Raw genomic sequence first — 16,168 nt, 5'->3', positions numbered from 1 at the left:
ATTCTATTACTATATGGCTTTTAGATCTTGGGAGGGTAAAATGGTAGATAAGGATATACTCCAGGTGAACTATGTTTCCTTTAAATATAATGAGGAAAGCAATGATGTATTAAAGGATGTTTCATTTTCTGTACGTAATGGTGAATGGTTAGCTATTGTTGGTCATAATGGTTCAGGTAAATCCACACTTGCTAAAATATTAACTGGTATTCTATTTCCCTCAAAGGGTAAAGTATCATTCCGTGAATTCGACCTTAACGAAGATACAATATGGGATATACGTAAAAAGGTAGGAATGGTTTTTCAAAATCCAGATAATCAATTCGTAGGTTCAACAGTCAATGATGATATCGCTTTTGGACTTGAGAATAATGGTATACATCGTGATGAAATGCTAAAGAGAATTGAGTTTGCTGTTAAGCAAGTGAAGATGGAAGACTATCTTGAGTCTGAGCCTCATCAACTATCTGGTGGACAAAAACAAAGGGTCGCTATCGCAGGGGTGATTGCCCTACATCCTCAATTAATCATTCTTGATGAAGCAACTTCAATGTTAGATCCTAAAGGGAGAGAAGAAGTAATAGAAACAATTTGGAAGCTTAAAAAAGATCTTAATCTTACAGTTTTATCGATTACCCACGATCTTGAAGAGGCTGCTCGAGCAGATCGGATGATTGTTATGAAAGAGGGCGTCATTTTTGCTGAAGGTACACCACGTGAAATATTTAAGCTGGACGAAGAATTAGTCTCGATTGGTTTAGACATCCCTTTTCCTGTGAAGTTATCAAAAGAGTTGGCTAAAAAGGGAATTTCACTTTCTAAAAATCATGTGACTGAAGAGGAGTTAATTGAAGAATTATGGACATTAGGTTTGAAGAATTAGAATATCGATATCAAGTCCGTACTCCTTTTGAACGTCGGGCATTATATGATATCAATACATCGATAAAATCTGGCTCATTTATTGCGATTATAGGTCATACTGGGTCAGGCAAGTCTACCATTATTCAGCACCTTAATGGTTTATTAAAACCAACTTCAGGGAAGATGGAGATTGGAGATCGTACAATCACATCCCATAAAAAGGAGAAAGATTTAAAATCTCTCCGGAAAAAGGTAGGCATTGTCTTTCAATTTCCAGAGCATCAATTATTTGAAGAAACAATTGAAAAAGATATATGCTACGGGCCTTTGAATTTTGGGGTATCTTTAGAACAGAGTAAGCAAAGAGCAAGGGAAGCCATTAGACTAGTAGGATTATCAGAGGATTACTTAACACGTTCACCCTTTGACCTAAGCGGTGGTCAAATGAGGAGAGTGGCGATTGCGGGAATTCTTGCAATGAATCCAGAAATCATTGTATTAGATGAACCGACTGCTGGTTTGGATCCTCGAGGTCGAAAAGAAATCATGGATATGTTTTTTAATCTACACAATGAAAAGAACCTTACAACCATACTTGTTACACATAGTATGGAGGATGCAGCAAAGTATGCAGACGAAATTATTGTGATGGATAAGGGGACAATTTTTAAAAAGGGAACAGTAGAAACCATTTTCTCAGATCCAGAAGCTCTACACCGTTTAGGATTGGATGTTCCTGAGACAGTCAGATTTAAGCATAAGTTAGAAAAACGATTTAATATGACGATTCCAGCTACATGCTTAACGATGGAGGAGCTTGTTAAACAGGTTAACGAGAGAATAAGAAAGAGTGAAAAACCATTATGCAAGGATTAATTATCGGAAGATATGTTCCAGGAAAATCAATTATTCATCAAATGGATCCAAGATCCAAATTAATAATTGTATCTCTCTTCGTATTTGTTGTGTTTTTAGCAAATAATCCATATTCATATGCTCTTTTAAGCTTTTTTATTTTATTAAATATCGTTCTTACAAAAATTCCCCTATATTATATTTTAACAGGATTAAAACCGATTCTATTAGTGGTTGCGTTCACATTTTTGATTCATTTATTCATGACAAAAGAGGGTGACCTATTATATAGCTTTGGCACTTTAGAAATTTATGAAGGTGGAATCATACAAGGTATATATATTTCTCTTAGGTTATTATTTCTTGTATTGATGACCACACTGTTAACATTAACGACAACCCCGATTGAGGTTACAGACGGAATGGAGAGCCTATTGCATCCATTGAAGAAATTTAATTTCCCTGTCCATGAGTTATCATTGATGATGTCCATTTCATTAAGGTTTATACCGACACTCATGCAAGAGACAGAGAAAATTGTAAAAGCTCAAACTGCTAGAGGAATGGATTTTAGATCAGGCCCTATCAAGGATCGAATTAACGCGATTATTCCTCTATTGATCCCATTATTCATAAGTGCCTTTAAAAGGGCTGAGGAGCTGGCTACTGCGATGGAGGCACGTGGATATCGTGGAGGGGAAGGACGAACTAAGTTAAGAGTATTAAGATGGAAATGGATAGACTCCATGATGCTACTCTTCCTTGTTCTCGTTACAATAGGACTCTTCATTCTAAGAACATAAATGGAGCTAACAATATGAAACGATTAAAATGTACCATATCGTATGATGGGACAAACTTTCATGGCTATCAGATACAGCCAAATCAACGTTCTGTTCAAGAAACATTAGAGGCTACATTAACCCACATGCATAAAAAACCGGTTCTTGTTGTGGGGTCAGGGAGGACCGATGCGAAGGTACATGCAGTAGGTCAGGTTATTCACTTTGACACGTCATTAAACATTCCTGTTTTGAAGTGGGAAAAGGCACTAAATGCACTGTTACCCACAGATATAGTTGTACAGAGAGTAGAAGAGGTTAGTAATGAGTTTCATGCGAGGTTTGATGTGATTAAAAAAGAATACCGCTATAAAGTATCGCGTACTCCTGGTAGAGATGTTTTTAAAAGACATTATTCATATCATTATCCATACCCTCTTGATCTTCTTAAAATACAGGAAGCAATGAACCTATTAATCGGAACACATGATTTTACTAGCTTCTGTTCAGCAAAGACAGAAGTAAAAGATAAGATAAGAACGTTGTATCATGTAGAACTAATAGAAAAAGATGATGAATTGATTTTTCGTTTCGTCGGAAATGGCTTTTTATATAATATGGTTCGAATTCTTGTAGGCACGCTTCTGGAAGTCGGACAAGGCAAGACACAGCCGCAGGAGATTCAGACTATACTTGAGAAGCAGGATCGCACCCTTTCAGGAAAGACAGCACCTGGTCATGGACTATATTTATGGAAAGTATCATATGACAACTAATCCTGGTGTAACATTTCCTTGACATTGTAGTAACAAAGTTATATCATATCATAGGTATGGTATTTTAACCCCACGATAAAGCCCCGGAAAGTCTTTAATCGTGTTAGAATAAAATAAACCAAGTATTTTTTACTTATTAGGAGGGAAACACATGCGTACAACGTTTATGGCGAAAGCTAATAACATAGAGCGTAAATGGTACGTTGTAGACGCTGAAGGTAAAACTTTAGGTCGTCTTGCAAGTGAAGTTGCTTCTGTATTACGTGGTAAACACAAGCCAACTTTCACACCAAATGTTGACACTGGTGATTATGTTATCATCATCAATGCTGAGAAAATCGAATTAACTGGTAAAAAACTAACTGATAAAATCTACTACCGTCACAGCCAATTCCCTGGTGGATTGAAGCAAAGAACGGCTTTAGAAATGCGTACAAACTACTCAGAGAAAATGTTAGAGCTTGCTATCAAAGGCATGTTACCAAAAGGTTCTCTTGGTCGTCAAATGATCAAAAAGCTTCATGTATATGTTGGAGCTGAACATCCACATCAAGCACAACAACCTGAAGTTTACGAACTTCGCGGTTAATTAATAAGAGGAGGTAATTTAATTTGGCACAGGTACAATATTATGGCACTGGTCGTCGTAAGAGCTCTGTTGCACGTGTACGCTTAGTTCCTGGCGACGGAAGCATCATCATCAACGGTCGTGACATCTCAGAATATATCCCATTCGAAGCTTTAAGAGAAGTAGTTAAACAACCACTTGCTGCTACTGAAACTGTAGGAAACTACAATGTTCTTGTAAATGTAAATGGTGGTGGATACACTGGTCAAGCTGGTGCAATTCGTCACGGTATCGCTCGTGCGTTACTTCAAGCTGATCCAGAATTCCGTGGAACTTTAAAGCGCGCTGGTCTATTAACTCGTGACGCTCGTATGAAAGAACGTAAAAAATACGGACTTAAAGGCGCTCGTCGTGCACCTCAGTTCTCAAAACGTTAATCTTTACGTTTCCAAGACTCTCAACCTATGGTTGGGGGTTTTTTATGCTTAATAATAAAAGACTCTTCTAAAAGATTGTTTGTTATCTTCCAAAGAAATGCCCTGTTAAAAGAATTGTAGAAATTAGGGAGAAAAGTGCTATAGCTTTAAATGTAAAATAAGTATATTGTGCTATTTTGCAAGAATATACTACATAGTATTATTAATATATAGGTGAATCCGTTAACAATTTTACAACTTTGTAAGCGGTTTCTCTCAAAGTATTCCTATAAAGGAGGTATCGTAAAGCTATTAACATCAAGTAGATTTAATAAAGGCCTACAACAACTTACCTCAGATGAAACAACATTATTCATTTATTATCCATTTTTTACTCTAGAGTACATATTCAAAACATCACTATTATCTATTACTTACAGAAAATTAAGGGTAGATCTGTTAGAGAGTAAAAAAATGGATACGCTTACAAACTATGTAGTGAAAAGGAGATGTCAAATGAATAGACGTTTGATTCAAAAATCCACTCTTGTATTTTTAATGCTCATTTTAATGATTCCAAGCTTTGTATTAGCAAAAGGTAATGATAAACAATCTACTCAGCCGAGTGAAAATAGTAATAAACCACATCTTGATTATCAAGGTGAAAATCCTGAGTTTCAAAATGCATCAGTCCATGACCCATCGATTATAAAAGATGGTGATACTTATTATGTGTTCGGGTCACATATAGATGCTGCGAAATCGAAGGATTTAATTAATTGGGAGACATTCACAAATGGTTATACGACTCCTAATAATAAAATCTATGGAGATTTATCAAAGAACTTAGCCGGTTCATTTGAATGGGCAGGGGAAAATGATTCAGATAGCAGGGGAGGCTTTGCTGTTTGGGCTCCAGATGTTTTCTGGAATAAGGACTATATAAATGATGATGGAACAAAAGGTGCATACATGACTTATTATAGTGCATCTTCGACTTATATTCGTTCAGCTATCGGCTTTGCGGTCTCTCAAAACATTGAAGGGCCCTATGAATATGGAGGGACAATCGTTTATTCTGGTTTTACTAGAGATGAAGCTTACGATGCCAATAGTAAAGTTAACAAGAAATGGGATAATACTAATATAAAAGAATTAATTGAGAATGGGGACTTAGAAGGACCTAATTCTAATTGGTTTAATAATAACGGTTCATTTAAGAATAGTATGTACCCTAATGCCATTGATGCCAATATGTTTTACGACACTGACGGCAAGTTATGGATGACTTATGGTTCATGGTCAGGCGGAATCTTCTTACTTGAAATCGATAAATCAACAGGGGAGGCCATTTATCCTGGAGAAGATGGAACAACTGCTGATGGTCGGATGATTGATCGTTATTTCGGAACGAAGATTGCAGGAGGATACACTAAATCTGGAGAAGGACCTTATGTCGTCTATGATAAAAATACTGGTTATTATTATCTGTATGTAACTTATGGCTGGTTAGGTGTTGATGGTGGTTACAATATGCGATTATTTAGATCAACATCGCCTGAAGGTCCATATTTAGATGCGAAAGGTCAAGATGCAGTATTACCAGGAAATGTAGACCATACGCCTTACGGAAATAAAGTAATGGGGAACTTCCTGTTTGAACGAAAAGTCGGAGACCCAGGAACAGGTATTGGAGTCGGCTATATGTCTCCTGGTCATAACTCGGCGTATATCGATCCTGAAACAGGTGAGCACTTCTTAGTGTTCCACTCACGTTTCCAGGAAACTGGTGAAATGCATGAAGTTCGTGTACATCAAATGTTTATGAATAGTGATGGATGGCCAGTAGCTGCTCCATACCGTTATACTGGTGAAACACTCGAAAAAGTGAACAGACAAGATTTAATTGGTGATTATAAATTTATTAATCATGGAAAGGCTTATTCTGGTGCCTATGAAAAGTCGGTCTTCATTACGTTGACAAAGGATGGACTCGTAACAGGAGATGTTCAGGGGACATGGGAAAAAGAAAGTCATAACCGTGCAATCATTACGATTGATGGTAACACGTACGATGGCGTCTTTGTCCGTCAATGGGATCCGGTATCTGAGCGTACTGTGATGACATTTACTGCGATGTCGGAAGAAGGTGTGACTGTTTGGGGAAGCAAGCTTCTGACAAAAACTGATGAAGAAATTGTAGAAGATGTGAAAAACGATTTAACTCTAGGTGATACTAGTCAAGTTATTGCGAATCTAGCACTTCCAGTTGAAGGTACAAGACATTCACTGATTACTTGGGAAACATCTGATGATCATATCATCACTAATAAGGGTGAGATTACTCGACCAGAACCCGGATCAGACAGTGTATCAGCAACACTTACTGCAACGATCACAAAGGGTGATGTGTCAGCAACTAAAACCTTTGATATTACCATCTTACCATATAAAGAAAATGGGCTAGTTGCGTATTACGCTTTTGAAGATAATTTAAGTGATTCTAACAATCAATTTGGTGAGGGAACAGTTACAGGAAATAGAATCGACAATACAGGTGGTTCTATTAGTTATGGTGAGGGACAGATTGGTAAGTCGGCTATTTTCGATGGCCAATCCGGAGTACGTTTGCCAAATGGGTTAATCTCAAGCAATTCATACTCAGTCTCACTTTGGTTAAAGCCAGAACAATTAACAACTCATACAACAACCTTTTTTGGTGCTAGAAGTGACGCAAGTTGGATCAGTCTAGTCCCAAATGCTTGGAATGGAAAAACAATGGTTTGGTCTAATAATAGTGGTGCTTGGTATGATGCAACAACAGACCTTACGATTGCACAGAATGAGTGGACGCATTTAGCAATAACCGTCGATAACGGAAAAATTATTATTTATGTGAATGGTGCAGTTGAATTTGAAGGTACAAACTTCTCTAATGTCTTTACTACGACTAATGCAAACTTTAGCTTAGGAGTTAACTATTGGGACATTCCTTATAAAGGTCAAATGGATGAATTGAAAGTATATGAAGGGCCATTATCACCTCAACAGGTTTCTGATTTAGCAGGGGTAAAATAGAAGAAAAAGACGAGAATGCTTAAGTGTGATTGATCCTTAAGTGTCTCGTCTTTTTTTATATTTATCTATAAGTCACTTCGTTAGACGTGCTCGTTTACAATTTTTACTCCGTATACCCCACCTGCAATTTTGCCTTCAGTCGATTCAAATTTTACTTCTATCTTATCCTTGTCTTTAGTTAATTCATAAGGGATTGGATAGACAATGTCCATTAGTGTATCTGGGTTTTTACCTTCAAGAAATTGATGGGCTATGTTAGTATTCTCAACCAAAATATCAAAGTCTCGAGGATATGCTTTTCCATCAATCCACAATTCGCGATCTCCGCCGAAATAAGTGACCACTAAATACATTTCCTTATCAGGCTCAACTTTCATTTCATAGCTGAAGAAACCACCATCTCTAGCATCACGCCATCCAGTTCTTACGATATTGAAGTAATCTGAGTTTGAATTGTCCATTTTAATAGCATGATCTACCTCAGGCTGTTGTTCATTTGGTTGAAGTGAATCTATGGTAATTTTCTTCAGTCGGTCAACTTCGGTGCTTGTTTGTTCTAGTTTCACTTTGTAAGCTTCTTCATTCATCAGATTCCAGTATAAAGTGTAACGTTGATGATGTAGAGCATAGAAAGGAATCATTGTAACAGATACATTTCCTGGTTGCCCAATTGCTTCTGTTTGAAATGTCAAAGGAGACCCTTCAACCGGTTTTAACCATTCAGTGAGATCTTTCTCTGTAACAAGCGTTGGGACATTAATTAATGGATGATTATTAAGTGTTTGGTGATCATCTAATATATCAGTTTCAGGAAATTGCTCTCTTCCTAATGCACCTGCTAGTACAACAGGACCATACATGAAAGCGACTTTACTCTTTTCGTCTTTTGACTGGTAGATATGTAAGCCCATAGGGAGCGTTATATCGATCATATCACCAGCATTCCATTGGTTAGAAATTGTTAAATAACCGTTTTGGTTACTTGTTTGAATCGTGTTTCCATTCACAAGAACAGTTACATCTCCTTGAGCCCAGTAAGGAATTCGAATGTGGATATCAAAGTGGTCTTCACTTGCTTTTTCTAAGACTAACTTTGAGGTGTTACTCTCAGGAAAGGATGTTTCTTGTTTGATAATAATTTGGTCATCCTCACTTGAAAATGTAGATGCGATAAATAAGTTCACGAATAAATTTTGCTCATCATGAGTGAAAATACTACGAGTGTAACGTGCAGGGTTTTCCATTCCTGTTCCTGTACAACACCAGAATGAATTATCATGTGAGCAGTACACTTTAAAATGTCCAGGCTCGGTTGAAACAAAATACGTCTTCATTCCTGTATCGGGATCTTGAGAAGCTAGAATATGGTTATATAAAGCGCGCTCGTAATAGTCCATATACTCAGCTTTCTTTTCCCAAGCAAAAAGTAATTCAGTTAGTTTCAACATATTATAGGTATTACACGTTTCAGTAGTAGTAATTCCTAAATCCTCAGTGTTTTCTGGACCAAAATGTTCACCCTTACTATTTCCCCCTATTACATAAGAACGATTATTTGTTACGCGGTTCCAAAAATAGATAGCGGTGTCTCTATAGTGCTGTTCCCCAGTAATATTAAATAATTTAGCAGCACCTACTACTTTCGGAATTTGTGTATTAGCATGCTTACCCTCTAATTCATCTTGTCCCTTAGAAAGTGGATCAAGGACTGCTTTGTGACAAAAACGAATCGCTAGATCAAGATAAGAACGATTATTAGTAATGAGATAAAGGTCTGCCATTGCTTCATTCATCCCACCATGTTCGCAAATTAACATGCGCTGAAATTGTTCATCCGTCATATTTTTAGAGCCGTTAACTGCCCAATCTGACAATTTAATGACTGTGTCCAATGCTTTTTGATTTCCAAGTAGTTGATATACATCAATTAGGCCAGCAAAAATTTTGTGGTGACTATACCAAGGTACCCATGAACCGCCTAGGCTAAAGTTCGAAACTTCAAATTCCCCAGAAAATGCTTTATCATAGCACTCACGTGGAAATCCACTAACATAACCTGTTTCATCAAATGATTGAACATGTGCCAGTTCATCTATCGCATATTCTACTTTTTCTTTAAGTCGTTCATCACCTGTTACTGTATACATCGTCGCGGCAGCTGATAGCCAATGCCCAATTGAATGTCCACTAATACCCGTCGATTCCCATCCACCATATCGTGGCTTTTTAGGTGTTTGTGATACAGCGTCATAGCAAGGTGCAATTAATCGATCAACATCAAGATATATAAGGTATTCTTTTCCCTTTTCTTGGGATTGTTTGAATAGCCCATCTAAAAGTGTAGTATTATTCATCTTTATCTACTCCTCTGTCATTTTAATTCAAGTTTTGTAGTCATTCTTATTATGATGAAAATAAAACAAGATAGGAATTCACATATTAACAGAATACATATCTTTTTTTTAGATTTTTATGATAGATTATAGATAACAATTGATAAGGGTGACTAAAAATGAATCAAGTGAAATTAAACTCATATAGTTTACCGTTAGTAAGAGACATGGGATACATGAAAGATATGTCAGGAACACAACTACATCCAGCAAGAAAAATGGAAAGGGTAAATGTGTTTGTCTTTGTTGAAGAAGGGTGCATTTATGTAAATGAAGATGGTCAGAATTATCAAATTGAAGCGGGTTCATATCTTTTTCTTAGAAGAAATATTGCTCATGCAGGAACAAAAACCTATGAAAAGGGGACAAAATGGTACTATATCCATTTTTATGAGCCTCCGCAATATCATTCAACCCTTTCAGATTATAAGCATTTTTCGGAGTCATCAATGATTTTGGAAGAAGTATATCTCTCACAGTTGGTACTGCCTAAGTACGGGCAAGTTAATAATCCTGCATATATCATCTCAAAACTTAAAGCACTGCTAGCTTGTTATAAAAATCCAAATCCATTACGACCTATTCAATTAAGTATTTTGGCTCATCAGTTCTTTGTTGAACTGTATGGGAACCATTTAGAAAATGAGAATTCAAATAGACACCATATAGTGAATCAGATGATAGCTATCCTTCGTGACTCGAAAGAAAAAAGAATCACCGGAGAACAATTAGCAAATGAGCTAGGCATGAATTATGCCTATTTATGTACATTGTTTAAAGAGCATACAGGTAAAAGTGTAAAGAGATTTCAAAATGAATTACTGATTGAACAAGCAATTGATCTATTAATTCATTCTAACTCTAATGTTTCTGAGGTGAGTGATGCTTTAGGTTTCTCTAATCCCTTTTATTTTAGCCGCGTCTTCAAAAGAGTGACAGGGTTATCTCCCAGTTTGTATTTAAAAGAACAATACCAAAGCAAAAGACAATAGGTTAACTAATATTGGTAGATGTGGTAGTTTGTGAATTGGGAATGAATTAGTACACATAACGGAAACTAGAGATAAGGGGGTTTCCAATTATGAATGTAATTACAACGTTTAAAGAGAAAAAGGTCCAAAAACAATTAAGCTATGAACGGAAGATGTTACGTGAAATCTCATTAGAGGATTTAAAAAATAATATTAATCATAACTTTGGAAGCTACTTGCGTTCTAAGACTTTATTTGTTTCTTCTATAGAAGAAGGGTGTATGGATATAGCGATTGAAGCTTTCTTATTGGGTGCAAGATACAGTAGGTTTGGCTACTATGGTGAATCAGTAGAAAGTGTAAAACAAAGAAGCTATTATGATGAGAAATATCTAATTGACAACTTATATGACTTTATTACGTACTGGACGCACGCGGGTGATTATGACATGGTTAGTGAAGGTCTTTATTATACTTGCGAACATTATGTGGGTACTTGGTGGAATGAAGGTTTTATCAAAGGCGAGAAACGGTATCGGCTCAAGTTGCATTAACTTTTTGGTTGAGAATAGATTGTCAATAATTACTCATATTCCTTTCTCTTGTCCCATATAGTTTATTGAGGGGACATGCAGGAGGGGACAATGTGAGAAAAAAACTAATGCTAGGCGGATTAATCATTGTTATTATTGCACTATTTTCAGCACTTCAAGTTAAATTTCTAGATAAACCATCTTTGAATCCTTGGAATTTGCCACTATCAGGGAAGATCATTATTCTAGACCCTGGTCATGGTGGCGTAGATGGAGGAGCAAATAGTGGTGACATCCTAGAAAAAGATATTGCTTTGGAAATTAGTCTAAAGCTTAGAGACTATCTTCAAGAACAAGGGGCACTGGTTCAAATGACAAGAACGAGTGATATAGATTTGGCTGCAGAGGATACGTCTGGGTATAGTCGCCGGAAATCAGAAGATTTAAGAAATCGTGTTGAAATGATAAATTCTTCGGATTCGGAGTTATTCCTTAGCATCCACTTAAATGCAATCCCGTCTCCGAAATGGAATGGAGCCCAAACTTTTTATTATGGCTCTTACAGTGAGAATGAAAGAGCGGCAAAATTTATACAAGATGAACTTCGAATTAATCTTGCGAACACCGATCGTAAAGCTAAAAAGATTAAGGGTGTCTATTTATTAAAGAATGTAAAAAAACCTGGTGCATTAGTCGAAGTTGGCTTTTTATCAAATCCAGAAGAAAGAAAGAAGCTAACACAGGATGAATATCAGGCAAAAATTGCAGAATCAATGTACCTTGGTATTCTTAGGTATTTTTCAAATGAAACGAACCCACCTAATTAATAAGGCGGGTATTTTTTGTTTTAGTATGAGTTATCTCACATAATAATAAAGGATGTTTATGCTATACTAAATTTAGATACTAACAATAGGCGGTGTGTATAATGATAACTGAAGAAAAAGTAATGAATTTATTATCAAAGCTAAAGGATCCATTTTTACATACAACATTCGAAGAAACAAACGCAATTGAAGAGATTAAAATTAAAGAAGAAAAAGGACATGTCAGTGTCAAAATTGCCCTTTCAAAGACAGGTACTTCTGAGCAACTTCATTTACAGAATCGAATTGTAAACGCATTAAAAGAAGCTGGGGCAGAATCAGTAGGCTTGCGTTTCACAGACCTGTCACCAGATATCGTAAAGGAATTTAGTAAAGAGGATGAGTCTGAAGCTACATCTTTACTATCACCAGGAAGTCAAACAACTTTTATCGCAATTGCTAGTGGTAAAGGTGGGGTAGGGAAATCAACTGTTTCTGTTAATTTAGCAGTTTCATTAGCTAGGCTAGGGAAAAAGGTTGGTCTGGTTGATGCGGATATCTATGGATTCAGTGTTCCAGATATGATGGGTATAACTAAAAGACCAGTAGTCAAGGGAGAAAAGATTATACCTGTTGAACGGTTTGGTGTAAAAGTGATCTCAATGGGCTTTTTCGTAGAGGATAATTCACCTGTCATTTGGAGAGGTCCGATGCTCGGGAAAATGCTAGGCAATTTCTTCAATGATGTAGAGTGGGGCAAATTGGATTATCTACTATTAGACCTACCACCTGGAACAGGGGATGTTGCTTTAGATGTTCATAACATGCTTCCATCATGTAAAGAAGTAATCGTTACGACACCACATCCAACAGCAGCTTTTGTTGCTGCAAGAGCGGGTGCCATGGCAATAAAAACGAATCATGAAGTAATTGGTGTAATTGAAAATATGTCTTATTTCGAAAGTAAGCTAACAGGTGAAAAAGAGTATGTATTTGGACAAGGTGGGGGAGAAAAGCTATCTGAGGAGCTTCAAACAACACTACTAGGCCAACTACCTTTACAACAGCCAGATTGGAATGATGACGACTTTGCACCTTCAGTTTATACGAAGGATCACCGAGTAGGTAAAGTCTATATGGACATTGCTCAGAAATTAATTGATACTATATAATAAGAAAAGCGCAAGCGCCTTGTTTAGCCCCAACAGGCATAAGGCGAATCATGCAGGAAATCTTGATTTCTGGAGTGATTTGACTTATGACCCCGAGGGGCTAGGCGCTGGAGCTAGACACCAAAACCAGTTCGAAATTTATATGCTTTCTTATTATCTTGCAAAAAAAGAACTGGCCTTTTGAGGTCAGTTCTTCTTTTGATTTATTCTTCTTCCTTCTTCTCAGCGGAATTTAACGCCTGTTGTTCTTCAGCTGCTTTAATAAGGATATCTTGTATCTTCGCCTTGTATAAAGGACTTTCGAAGGTTTCGCTCATTACGGTTTGTAAATAACCACGATACTCTTGACTTTTTAAGGTTTCAAGCAATCTTTTTTCTAATTCAGGATCTTTCATGATATCAATCATCATCGCTTGGTATTCGGGATCCTTCATGAGCCCCTTAATCATTTTTTCGTGCTCTGCTTGCATACTTTTTGCAAAGGTTTCAACAAATTTTGGATCTTCAAAGGTTTTCTTCCAGAATGCAATTGCTTCGTCCGAAGTCAGTGTTGTTTGAATCGACTTTGAAACAATTGCTTGATCCATAATTAACTTTTGTTTCATACTTTCATCTGCCAATATTTCTTCAATCGCACTTTTACCTTCATCAGTCTTTAATATATCAACGACCATTTTCTTTGTTTGGTCATAATCCATTTGATTACTGCCCTGCTCCGCTGGGGCACAGCCTATGATCAGGAGAAAAGGAGTAATAAGTAGGAGTACCTTAAATTGTTTCATTTTTTTGAGCTCCTTTCAAGAATCATCCCTATCTTTAATATGGAACTATCGCAAAAAAATATACGTTTAGTTATAATATAGCTATGGAAATAGTAAGGAACCATTGTTAAAATCAAAACGTAAAGCTTACTTGTTCATGCTCAAGTAAATAGAATCTGGAGGATATTCTTGTGAAAAGCCGTAACTGGGTTAAATTGTTTCTCACTACATTACTTGTAGGTGCCATAAGTACCTCGATTGTAGGTTTTGCTCTTAAATGGAGTGAATATAAGCCATTATTTTTAAATGTTGATGTGATTGAAATCCTTTCAATCTTACTTTGGCTTATTGGCGTAGGATTTATTTTTAGTATTATTAGCCAAATGGGCTTTTTTGCTTATCTAACAGTACATCGCTTTGGTTTGGGAATATTCAGGAAGTTGTGGAATCCTGTTCAACTGGTCATTATTGCATTTGTTTTTTTTGACTTAATTTATTTCCGATACCAAGCCTTTGCTGCAGATCGAGGCGATTCTCTTATATCATACATAACAATTGCGTTAGTCATTTTTATTTATTGTATCGTAATTGCTCTCATTAAAACTAAGATGACAAACAAACATGCGTTTGTTCCAGCATTGTTTTTTATGTATGTTATATCAATAATTGAATGGTTTCCGGCATTGCGAGTGAATGAAGCAAGTTGGCTATACTTAATGATCATTCCTTTATTAATATGTAATGCATATCAACTTTTAATTCTTCCTAAAATAGCAAATGAAAAAAGCTGATCGATTGCCGATCAGCTTTTTTGGTGTGAAAACTGAGGTAATTCCCTTACCTTTCCCCTAAGGTAGGTTCGTACCGGCGGGCTCTTAACTCCTCTAAATAACTTATTTAATTTCTTGTTCTTCTGCTTCCGCATTCGAAAGCAGGGCAGAAACTGAAGCATTTTCATAACCCTTGCTCTTAATTTCTTTTATCATAGGGGATAGGGCTTTTTGTGTTTGTTTTACCGAATCTGACGCATGTAGTAAAATGATATCCCCACCGTTTAAGTCTTTTACGACATTCTTGATGATTGCTTCTGTACCTGGATTTTTCCAATCTTTGGAATCAATACTCCAATGAATAACTGTGTAACCAATAGACTCAGCAATTTTTAACACCTTTTTATCAAAATTTCCATTTGGAGGTCTAAGTAGATTTACTTTCTTTACACCTAAACTAACAAATACCTCTTGAGCACGTAAAATATCTCTTTTAATTTTAGTTTCTTCCATATCAGTATAATTGTCGTAGTTATAGCCCATACTTCCAATTTCATGGCCGTCTTCTATAATACGTTCAACAACATCAGGATGTCTCTCAGCCCATGATGCAGATAAGAAGAAGGTAGCATTTCTAACTTTAGCGTTTTTCAACTCATCTAAAATCGGTATAGCTTTCGTATCTCCCCATGAAATGTTAAAAGTAAGTGCAACCTTTTTTTCTTTTTCTTCTCCCTTATAAATGGCCTTTGGTCCATCTTCGGAAGAGAATACTGGACTTAACGCTCCATTCTCAATATATAAGACCCCGGCGGTAAAAAAGGCTGCTACAATAACAATTAATGTTTGCTTAACTTTTTTTCCATTTAGTATGAAGAAAAAATTCATGTATATCCCCCCAAAACATAGTGAACTCCTTGTCTACATAATATGCTTGTCAACTCAATATATGAGAAATTTTAGATTGAAAAAATATTTCATAATTTCTCTAATAGTGGAAATAACTAGAACTAAAGATAAACTTGGGGTGAAATGATGATAGGTTTACTTATAAATAATAGAGAAGTGAAGGAAATAGAATACTTAATAAAACGAGAGCTAGAGGAAATACTCCTTGATATGGATGATTCGAGAATTGATCATGTTGTAAAAAAAGCGATGGACGAAAGATATAAATTGTTATTTCAACTATTTAAACGAATTGCTGAACCCTCTGAATGTACAAAATACATCAGAACTAAATCAATAAAGGTTTAAAAGGGATAGAGCAGATGCTCTATCTTTTTTTAAAAGATAAGAAAGTATAAAAATTTCGTACTCTGGTTTAGTGTCTAGCTCCAGCGCCTAGCCCCTCGGGGTCATAAGTCAAATCACTACGGAAAACAAGATTTCCTACGTGCTTTGCCTTATGCCTGTCGGGGCT

16 protein-coding genes are annotated in these 16,168 nt (G+C 36.4%); 13 read left to right on the top strand and 3 right to left on the bottom strand.

All coding sequences use genetic code 11. The features are described 5' to 3' along the window. The first annotated feature begins 40 nt into the window (after nucleotides 1-40). The 7 genes from BLQ56_RS20320 to BLQ56_RS20290 all read left to right on the top strand — a co-directional run bounded on the left by BLQ56_RS20320 (nucleotide 41) and on the right by BLQ56_RS20290 (nucleotide 7,339). Nucleotides 41-883: an energy-coupling factor ABC transporter ATP-binding protein gene (locus BLQ56_RS20320; RefSeq protein ID WP_090858945.1), complete on the top strand. Its 843-nt coding sequence runs from the start codon at nucleotides 41-43 to the stop codon at nucleotides 881-883. Next, the gene (locus BLQ56_RS20315) at nucleotides 859-1,740 is read left to right on the top strand and encodes an energy-coupling factor ABC transporter ATP-binding protein (protein WP_090858942.1); all 882 of its coding nucleotides are present in this window, start codon (nucleotides 859-861) and stop codon (nucleotides 1,738-1,740) included. The genes BLQ56_RS20320 and BLQ56_RS20315 overlap by 25 nt, the downstream gene beginning before the upstream one ends. Further along, nucleotides 1,725-2,522: an energy-coupling factor transporter transmembrane component T family protein gene (locus BLQ56_RS20310; RefSeq protein ID WP_090858939.1), complete on the top strand. Its 798-nt coding sequence runs from the start codon at nucleotides 1,725-1,727 to the stop codon at nucleotides 2,520-2,522. The genes BLQ56_RS20315 and BLQ56_RS20310 overlap by 16 nt, the downstream gene beginning before the upstream one ends. A gap of 14 nt (nucleotides 2,523-2,536) precedes the next feature. Further along, nucleotides 2,537-3,277: a tRNA pseudouridine(38-40) synthase TruA gene (gene truA, locus BLQ56_RS20305; protein WP_090858936.1), complete on the top strand. Its 741-nt coding sequence runs from the start codon at nucleotides 2,537-2,539 to the stop codon at nucleotides 3,275-3,277. A gap of 151 nt (nucleotides 3,278-3,428) precedes the next feature. Then, complete coding sequence (gene rplM, locus BLQ56_RS20300) at nucleotides 3,429-3,866, top strand: 50S ribosomal protein L13 (protein WP_090858933.1); 438 nt, start codon at nucleotides 3,429-3,431, stop codon at nucleotides 3,864-3,866. Nucleotides 3,867-3,889: 23 nt separating this feature from the next. Next, entirely contained in the window at nucleotides 3,890-4,282 is a 393-nt protein-coding gene (gene rpsI / locus BLQ56_RS20295; protein WP_090858930.1) for a 30S ribosomal protein S9, read from the top strand. 495 nt (nucleotides 4,283-4,777) lie between these two features. Then, entirely contained in the window at nucleotides 4,778-7,339 is a 2,562-nt protein-coding gene (locus tag BLQ56_RS20290) for a LamG-like jellyroll fold domain-containing protein (protein WP_090858927.1), read from the top strand. A gap of 80 nt (nucleotides 7,340-7,419) precedes the next feature. On the opposite strand, the gene BLQ56_RS20285 is transcribed toward BLQ56_RS20290, so the two are convergent. Beyond that, complete coding sequence (locus BLQ56_RS20285) at nucleotides 7,420-9,693, bottom strand: glycoside hydrolase family 127 protein (protein ID WP_090858924.1); 2,274 nt, start codon at nucleotides 9,691-9,693, stop codon at nucleotides 7,420-7,422. A 158-nt stretch (nucleotides 9,694-9,851) separates the two neighbouring features. Here BLQ56_RS20285 and BLQ56_RS20280 point away from each other — a divergent pair, with 158 nt between their 5' ends. The 4 genes from BLQ56_RS20280 to BLQ56_RS20265 all read left to right on the top strand — a co-directional run bounded on the left by BLQ56_RS20280 (nucleotide 9,852) and on the right by BLQ56_RS20265 (nucleotide 13,214). Beyond that, entirely contained in the window at nucleotides 9,852-10,724 is an 873-nt protein-coding gene (locus BLQ56_RS20280) for an AraC family transcriptional regulator (RefSeq protein ID WP_090858921.1), read from the top strand. A gap of 89 nt (nucleotides 10,725-10,813) precedes the next feature. Beyond that, complete coding sequence (locus tag BLQ56_RS20275) at nucleotides 10,814-11,257, top strand: YbaK family protein (RefSeq protein WP_090858918.1); 444 nt, start codon at nucleotides 10,814-10,816, stop codon at nucleotides 11,255-11,257. A 92-nt stretch (nucleotides 11,258-11,349) separates the two neighbouring features. Next, complete coding sequence (cwlD, locus tag BLQ56_RS20270; protein ID WP_238457333.1) at nucleotides 11,350-12,063, top strand: N-acetylmuramoyl-L-alanine amidase CwlD; 714 nt, start codon at nucleotides 11,350-11,352, stop codon at nucleotides 12,061-12,063. 101 nt (nucleotides 12,064-12,164) lie between these two features. Further along, nucleotides 12,165-13,214, top strand: coding sequence for an Mrp/NBP35 family ATP-binding protein (locus BLQ56_RS20265; protein ID WP_090858915.1), 1,050 nt, complete (start codon nucleotides 12,165-12,167; stop codon nucleotides 13,212-13,214). Between the two features lie 203 nt (nucleotides 13,215-13,417). On the opposite strand, the gene gerD is transcribed toward BLQ56_RS20265, so the two are convergent. Continuing rightward, nucleotides 13,418-13,996, bottom strand: coding sequence for a spore germination lipoprotein GerD (gene gerD, locus BLQ56_RS20255; RefSeq protein ID WP_090858910.1), 579 nt, complete (start codon nucleotides 13,994-13,996; stop codon nucleotides 13,418-13,420). A gap of 170 nt (nucleotides 13,997-14,166) precedes the next feature. Between gerD and BLQ56_RS20250 the strand changes: the two genes are divergently transcribed. Continuing rightward, nucleotides 14,167-14,766, top strand: a complete 600-nt coding sequence (locus tag BLQ56_RS20250; RefSeq protein ID WP_090858907.1) for a KinB-signaling pathway activation protein — start codon at nucleotides 14,167-14,169, stop codon at nucleotides 14,764-14,766. A gap of 102 nt (nucleotides 14,767-14,868) precedes the next feature. Here the strand turns inward: BLQ56_RS20250 and pdaB are convergent, their stop codons facing one another. Further along, on the bottom strand, nucleotides 14,869-15,633 hold the full coding sequence (gene pdaB / locus BLQ56_RS20245) for a polysaccharide deacetylase family sporulation protein PdaB (protein ID WP_090858904.1): 765 nt from the start codon (nucleotides 15,631-15,633) through the stop codon (nucleotides 14,869-14,871). A gap of 147 nt (nucleotides 15,634-15,780) precedes the next feature. Here pdaB and BLQ56_RS20240 point away from each other — a divergent pair, with 147 nt between their 5' ends. Beyond that, the gene (locus tag BLQ56_RS20240; protein WP_090858902.1) at nucleotides 15,781-16,002 is read left to right on the top strand and encodes a hypothetical protein; all 222 of its coding nucleotides are present in this window, start codon (nucleotides 15,781-15,783) and stop codon (nucleotides 16,000-16,002) included. Nucleotides 16,003-16,168: the final 166 nt, after the last annotated feature.

This window comes from Litchfieldia salsa, assembly GCF_900104555.1.
GTDB classification, from domain to species: Bacteria; Bacillota; Bacilli; order Bacillales; family Bacillaceae_L; genus Litchfieldia; species Litchfieldia salsa.
Note: the sequence above shows the minus strand (reverse complement) of the source record. Positions and strands in the feature narration are given on the sequence as shown.

Excerpts from the sequence above, each read along its gene's own strand:
- gerD (WP_090858910.1), bottom strand. The coding sequence starts at position 13,996 with ATGAAACAATTTAAGGTACTCCTACTTATTACTCCTTTTCTCCTGATC.
- BLQ56_RS20290 (WP_090858927.1), top strand. The coding sequence starts at position 4,778 with ATGAATAGACGTTTGATTCAAAAATCCACTCTTGTATTTTTAATGCTC.
- rplM (WP_090858933.1), top strand. The coding sequence starts at position 3,429 with ATGCGTACAACGTTTATGGCGAAAGCTAATAACATAGAGCGTAAATGG.
- BLQ56_RS20280 (WP_090858921.1), top strand. The coding sequence starts at position 9,852 with ATGAATCAAGTGAAATTAAACTCATATAGTTTACCGTTAGTAAGAGAC.
- BLQ56_RS20315 (WP_090858942.1), top strand. The coding sequence starts at position 859 with ATGGACATTAGGTTTGAAGAATTAGAATATCGATATCAAGTCCGTACT.
- BLQ56_RS20275 (WP_090858918.1), top strand. The coding sequence starts at position 10,814 with ATGAATGTAATTACAACGTTTAAAGAGAAAAAGGTCCAAAAACAATTA.
- BLQ56_RS20265 (WP_090858915.1), top strand. The coding sequence starts at position 12,165 with ATGATAACTGAAGAAAAAGTAATGAATTTATTATCAAAGCTAAAGGAT.
- BLQ56_RS20240 (WP_090858902.1), top strand. The coding sequence starts at position 15,781 with ATGATAGGTTTACTTATAAATAATAGAGAAGTGAAGGAAATAGAATAC.
- pdaB (WP_090858904.1), bottom strand. The coding sequence starts at position 15,633 with ATGAATTTTTTCTTCATACTAAATGGAAAAAAAGTTAAGCAAACATTA.
- BLQ56_RS20285 (WP_090858924.1), bottom strand. The coding sequence starts at position 9,693 with ATGAATAATACTACACTTTTAGATGGGCTATTCAAACAATCCCAAGAA.
- BLQ56_RS20320 (WP_090858945.1), top strand. The coding sequence starts at position 41 with ATGGTAGATAAGGATATACTCCAGGTGAACTATGTTTCCTTTAAATAT.
- truA (WP_090858936.1), top strand. The coding sequence starts at position 2,537 with ATGAAACGATTAAAATGTACCATATCGTATGATGGGACAAACTTTCAT.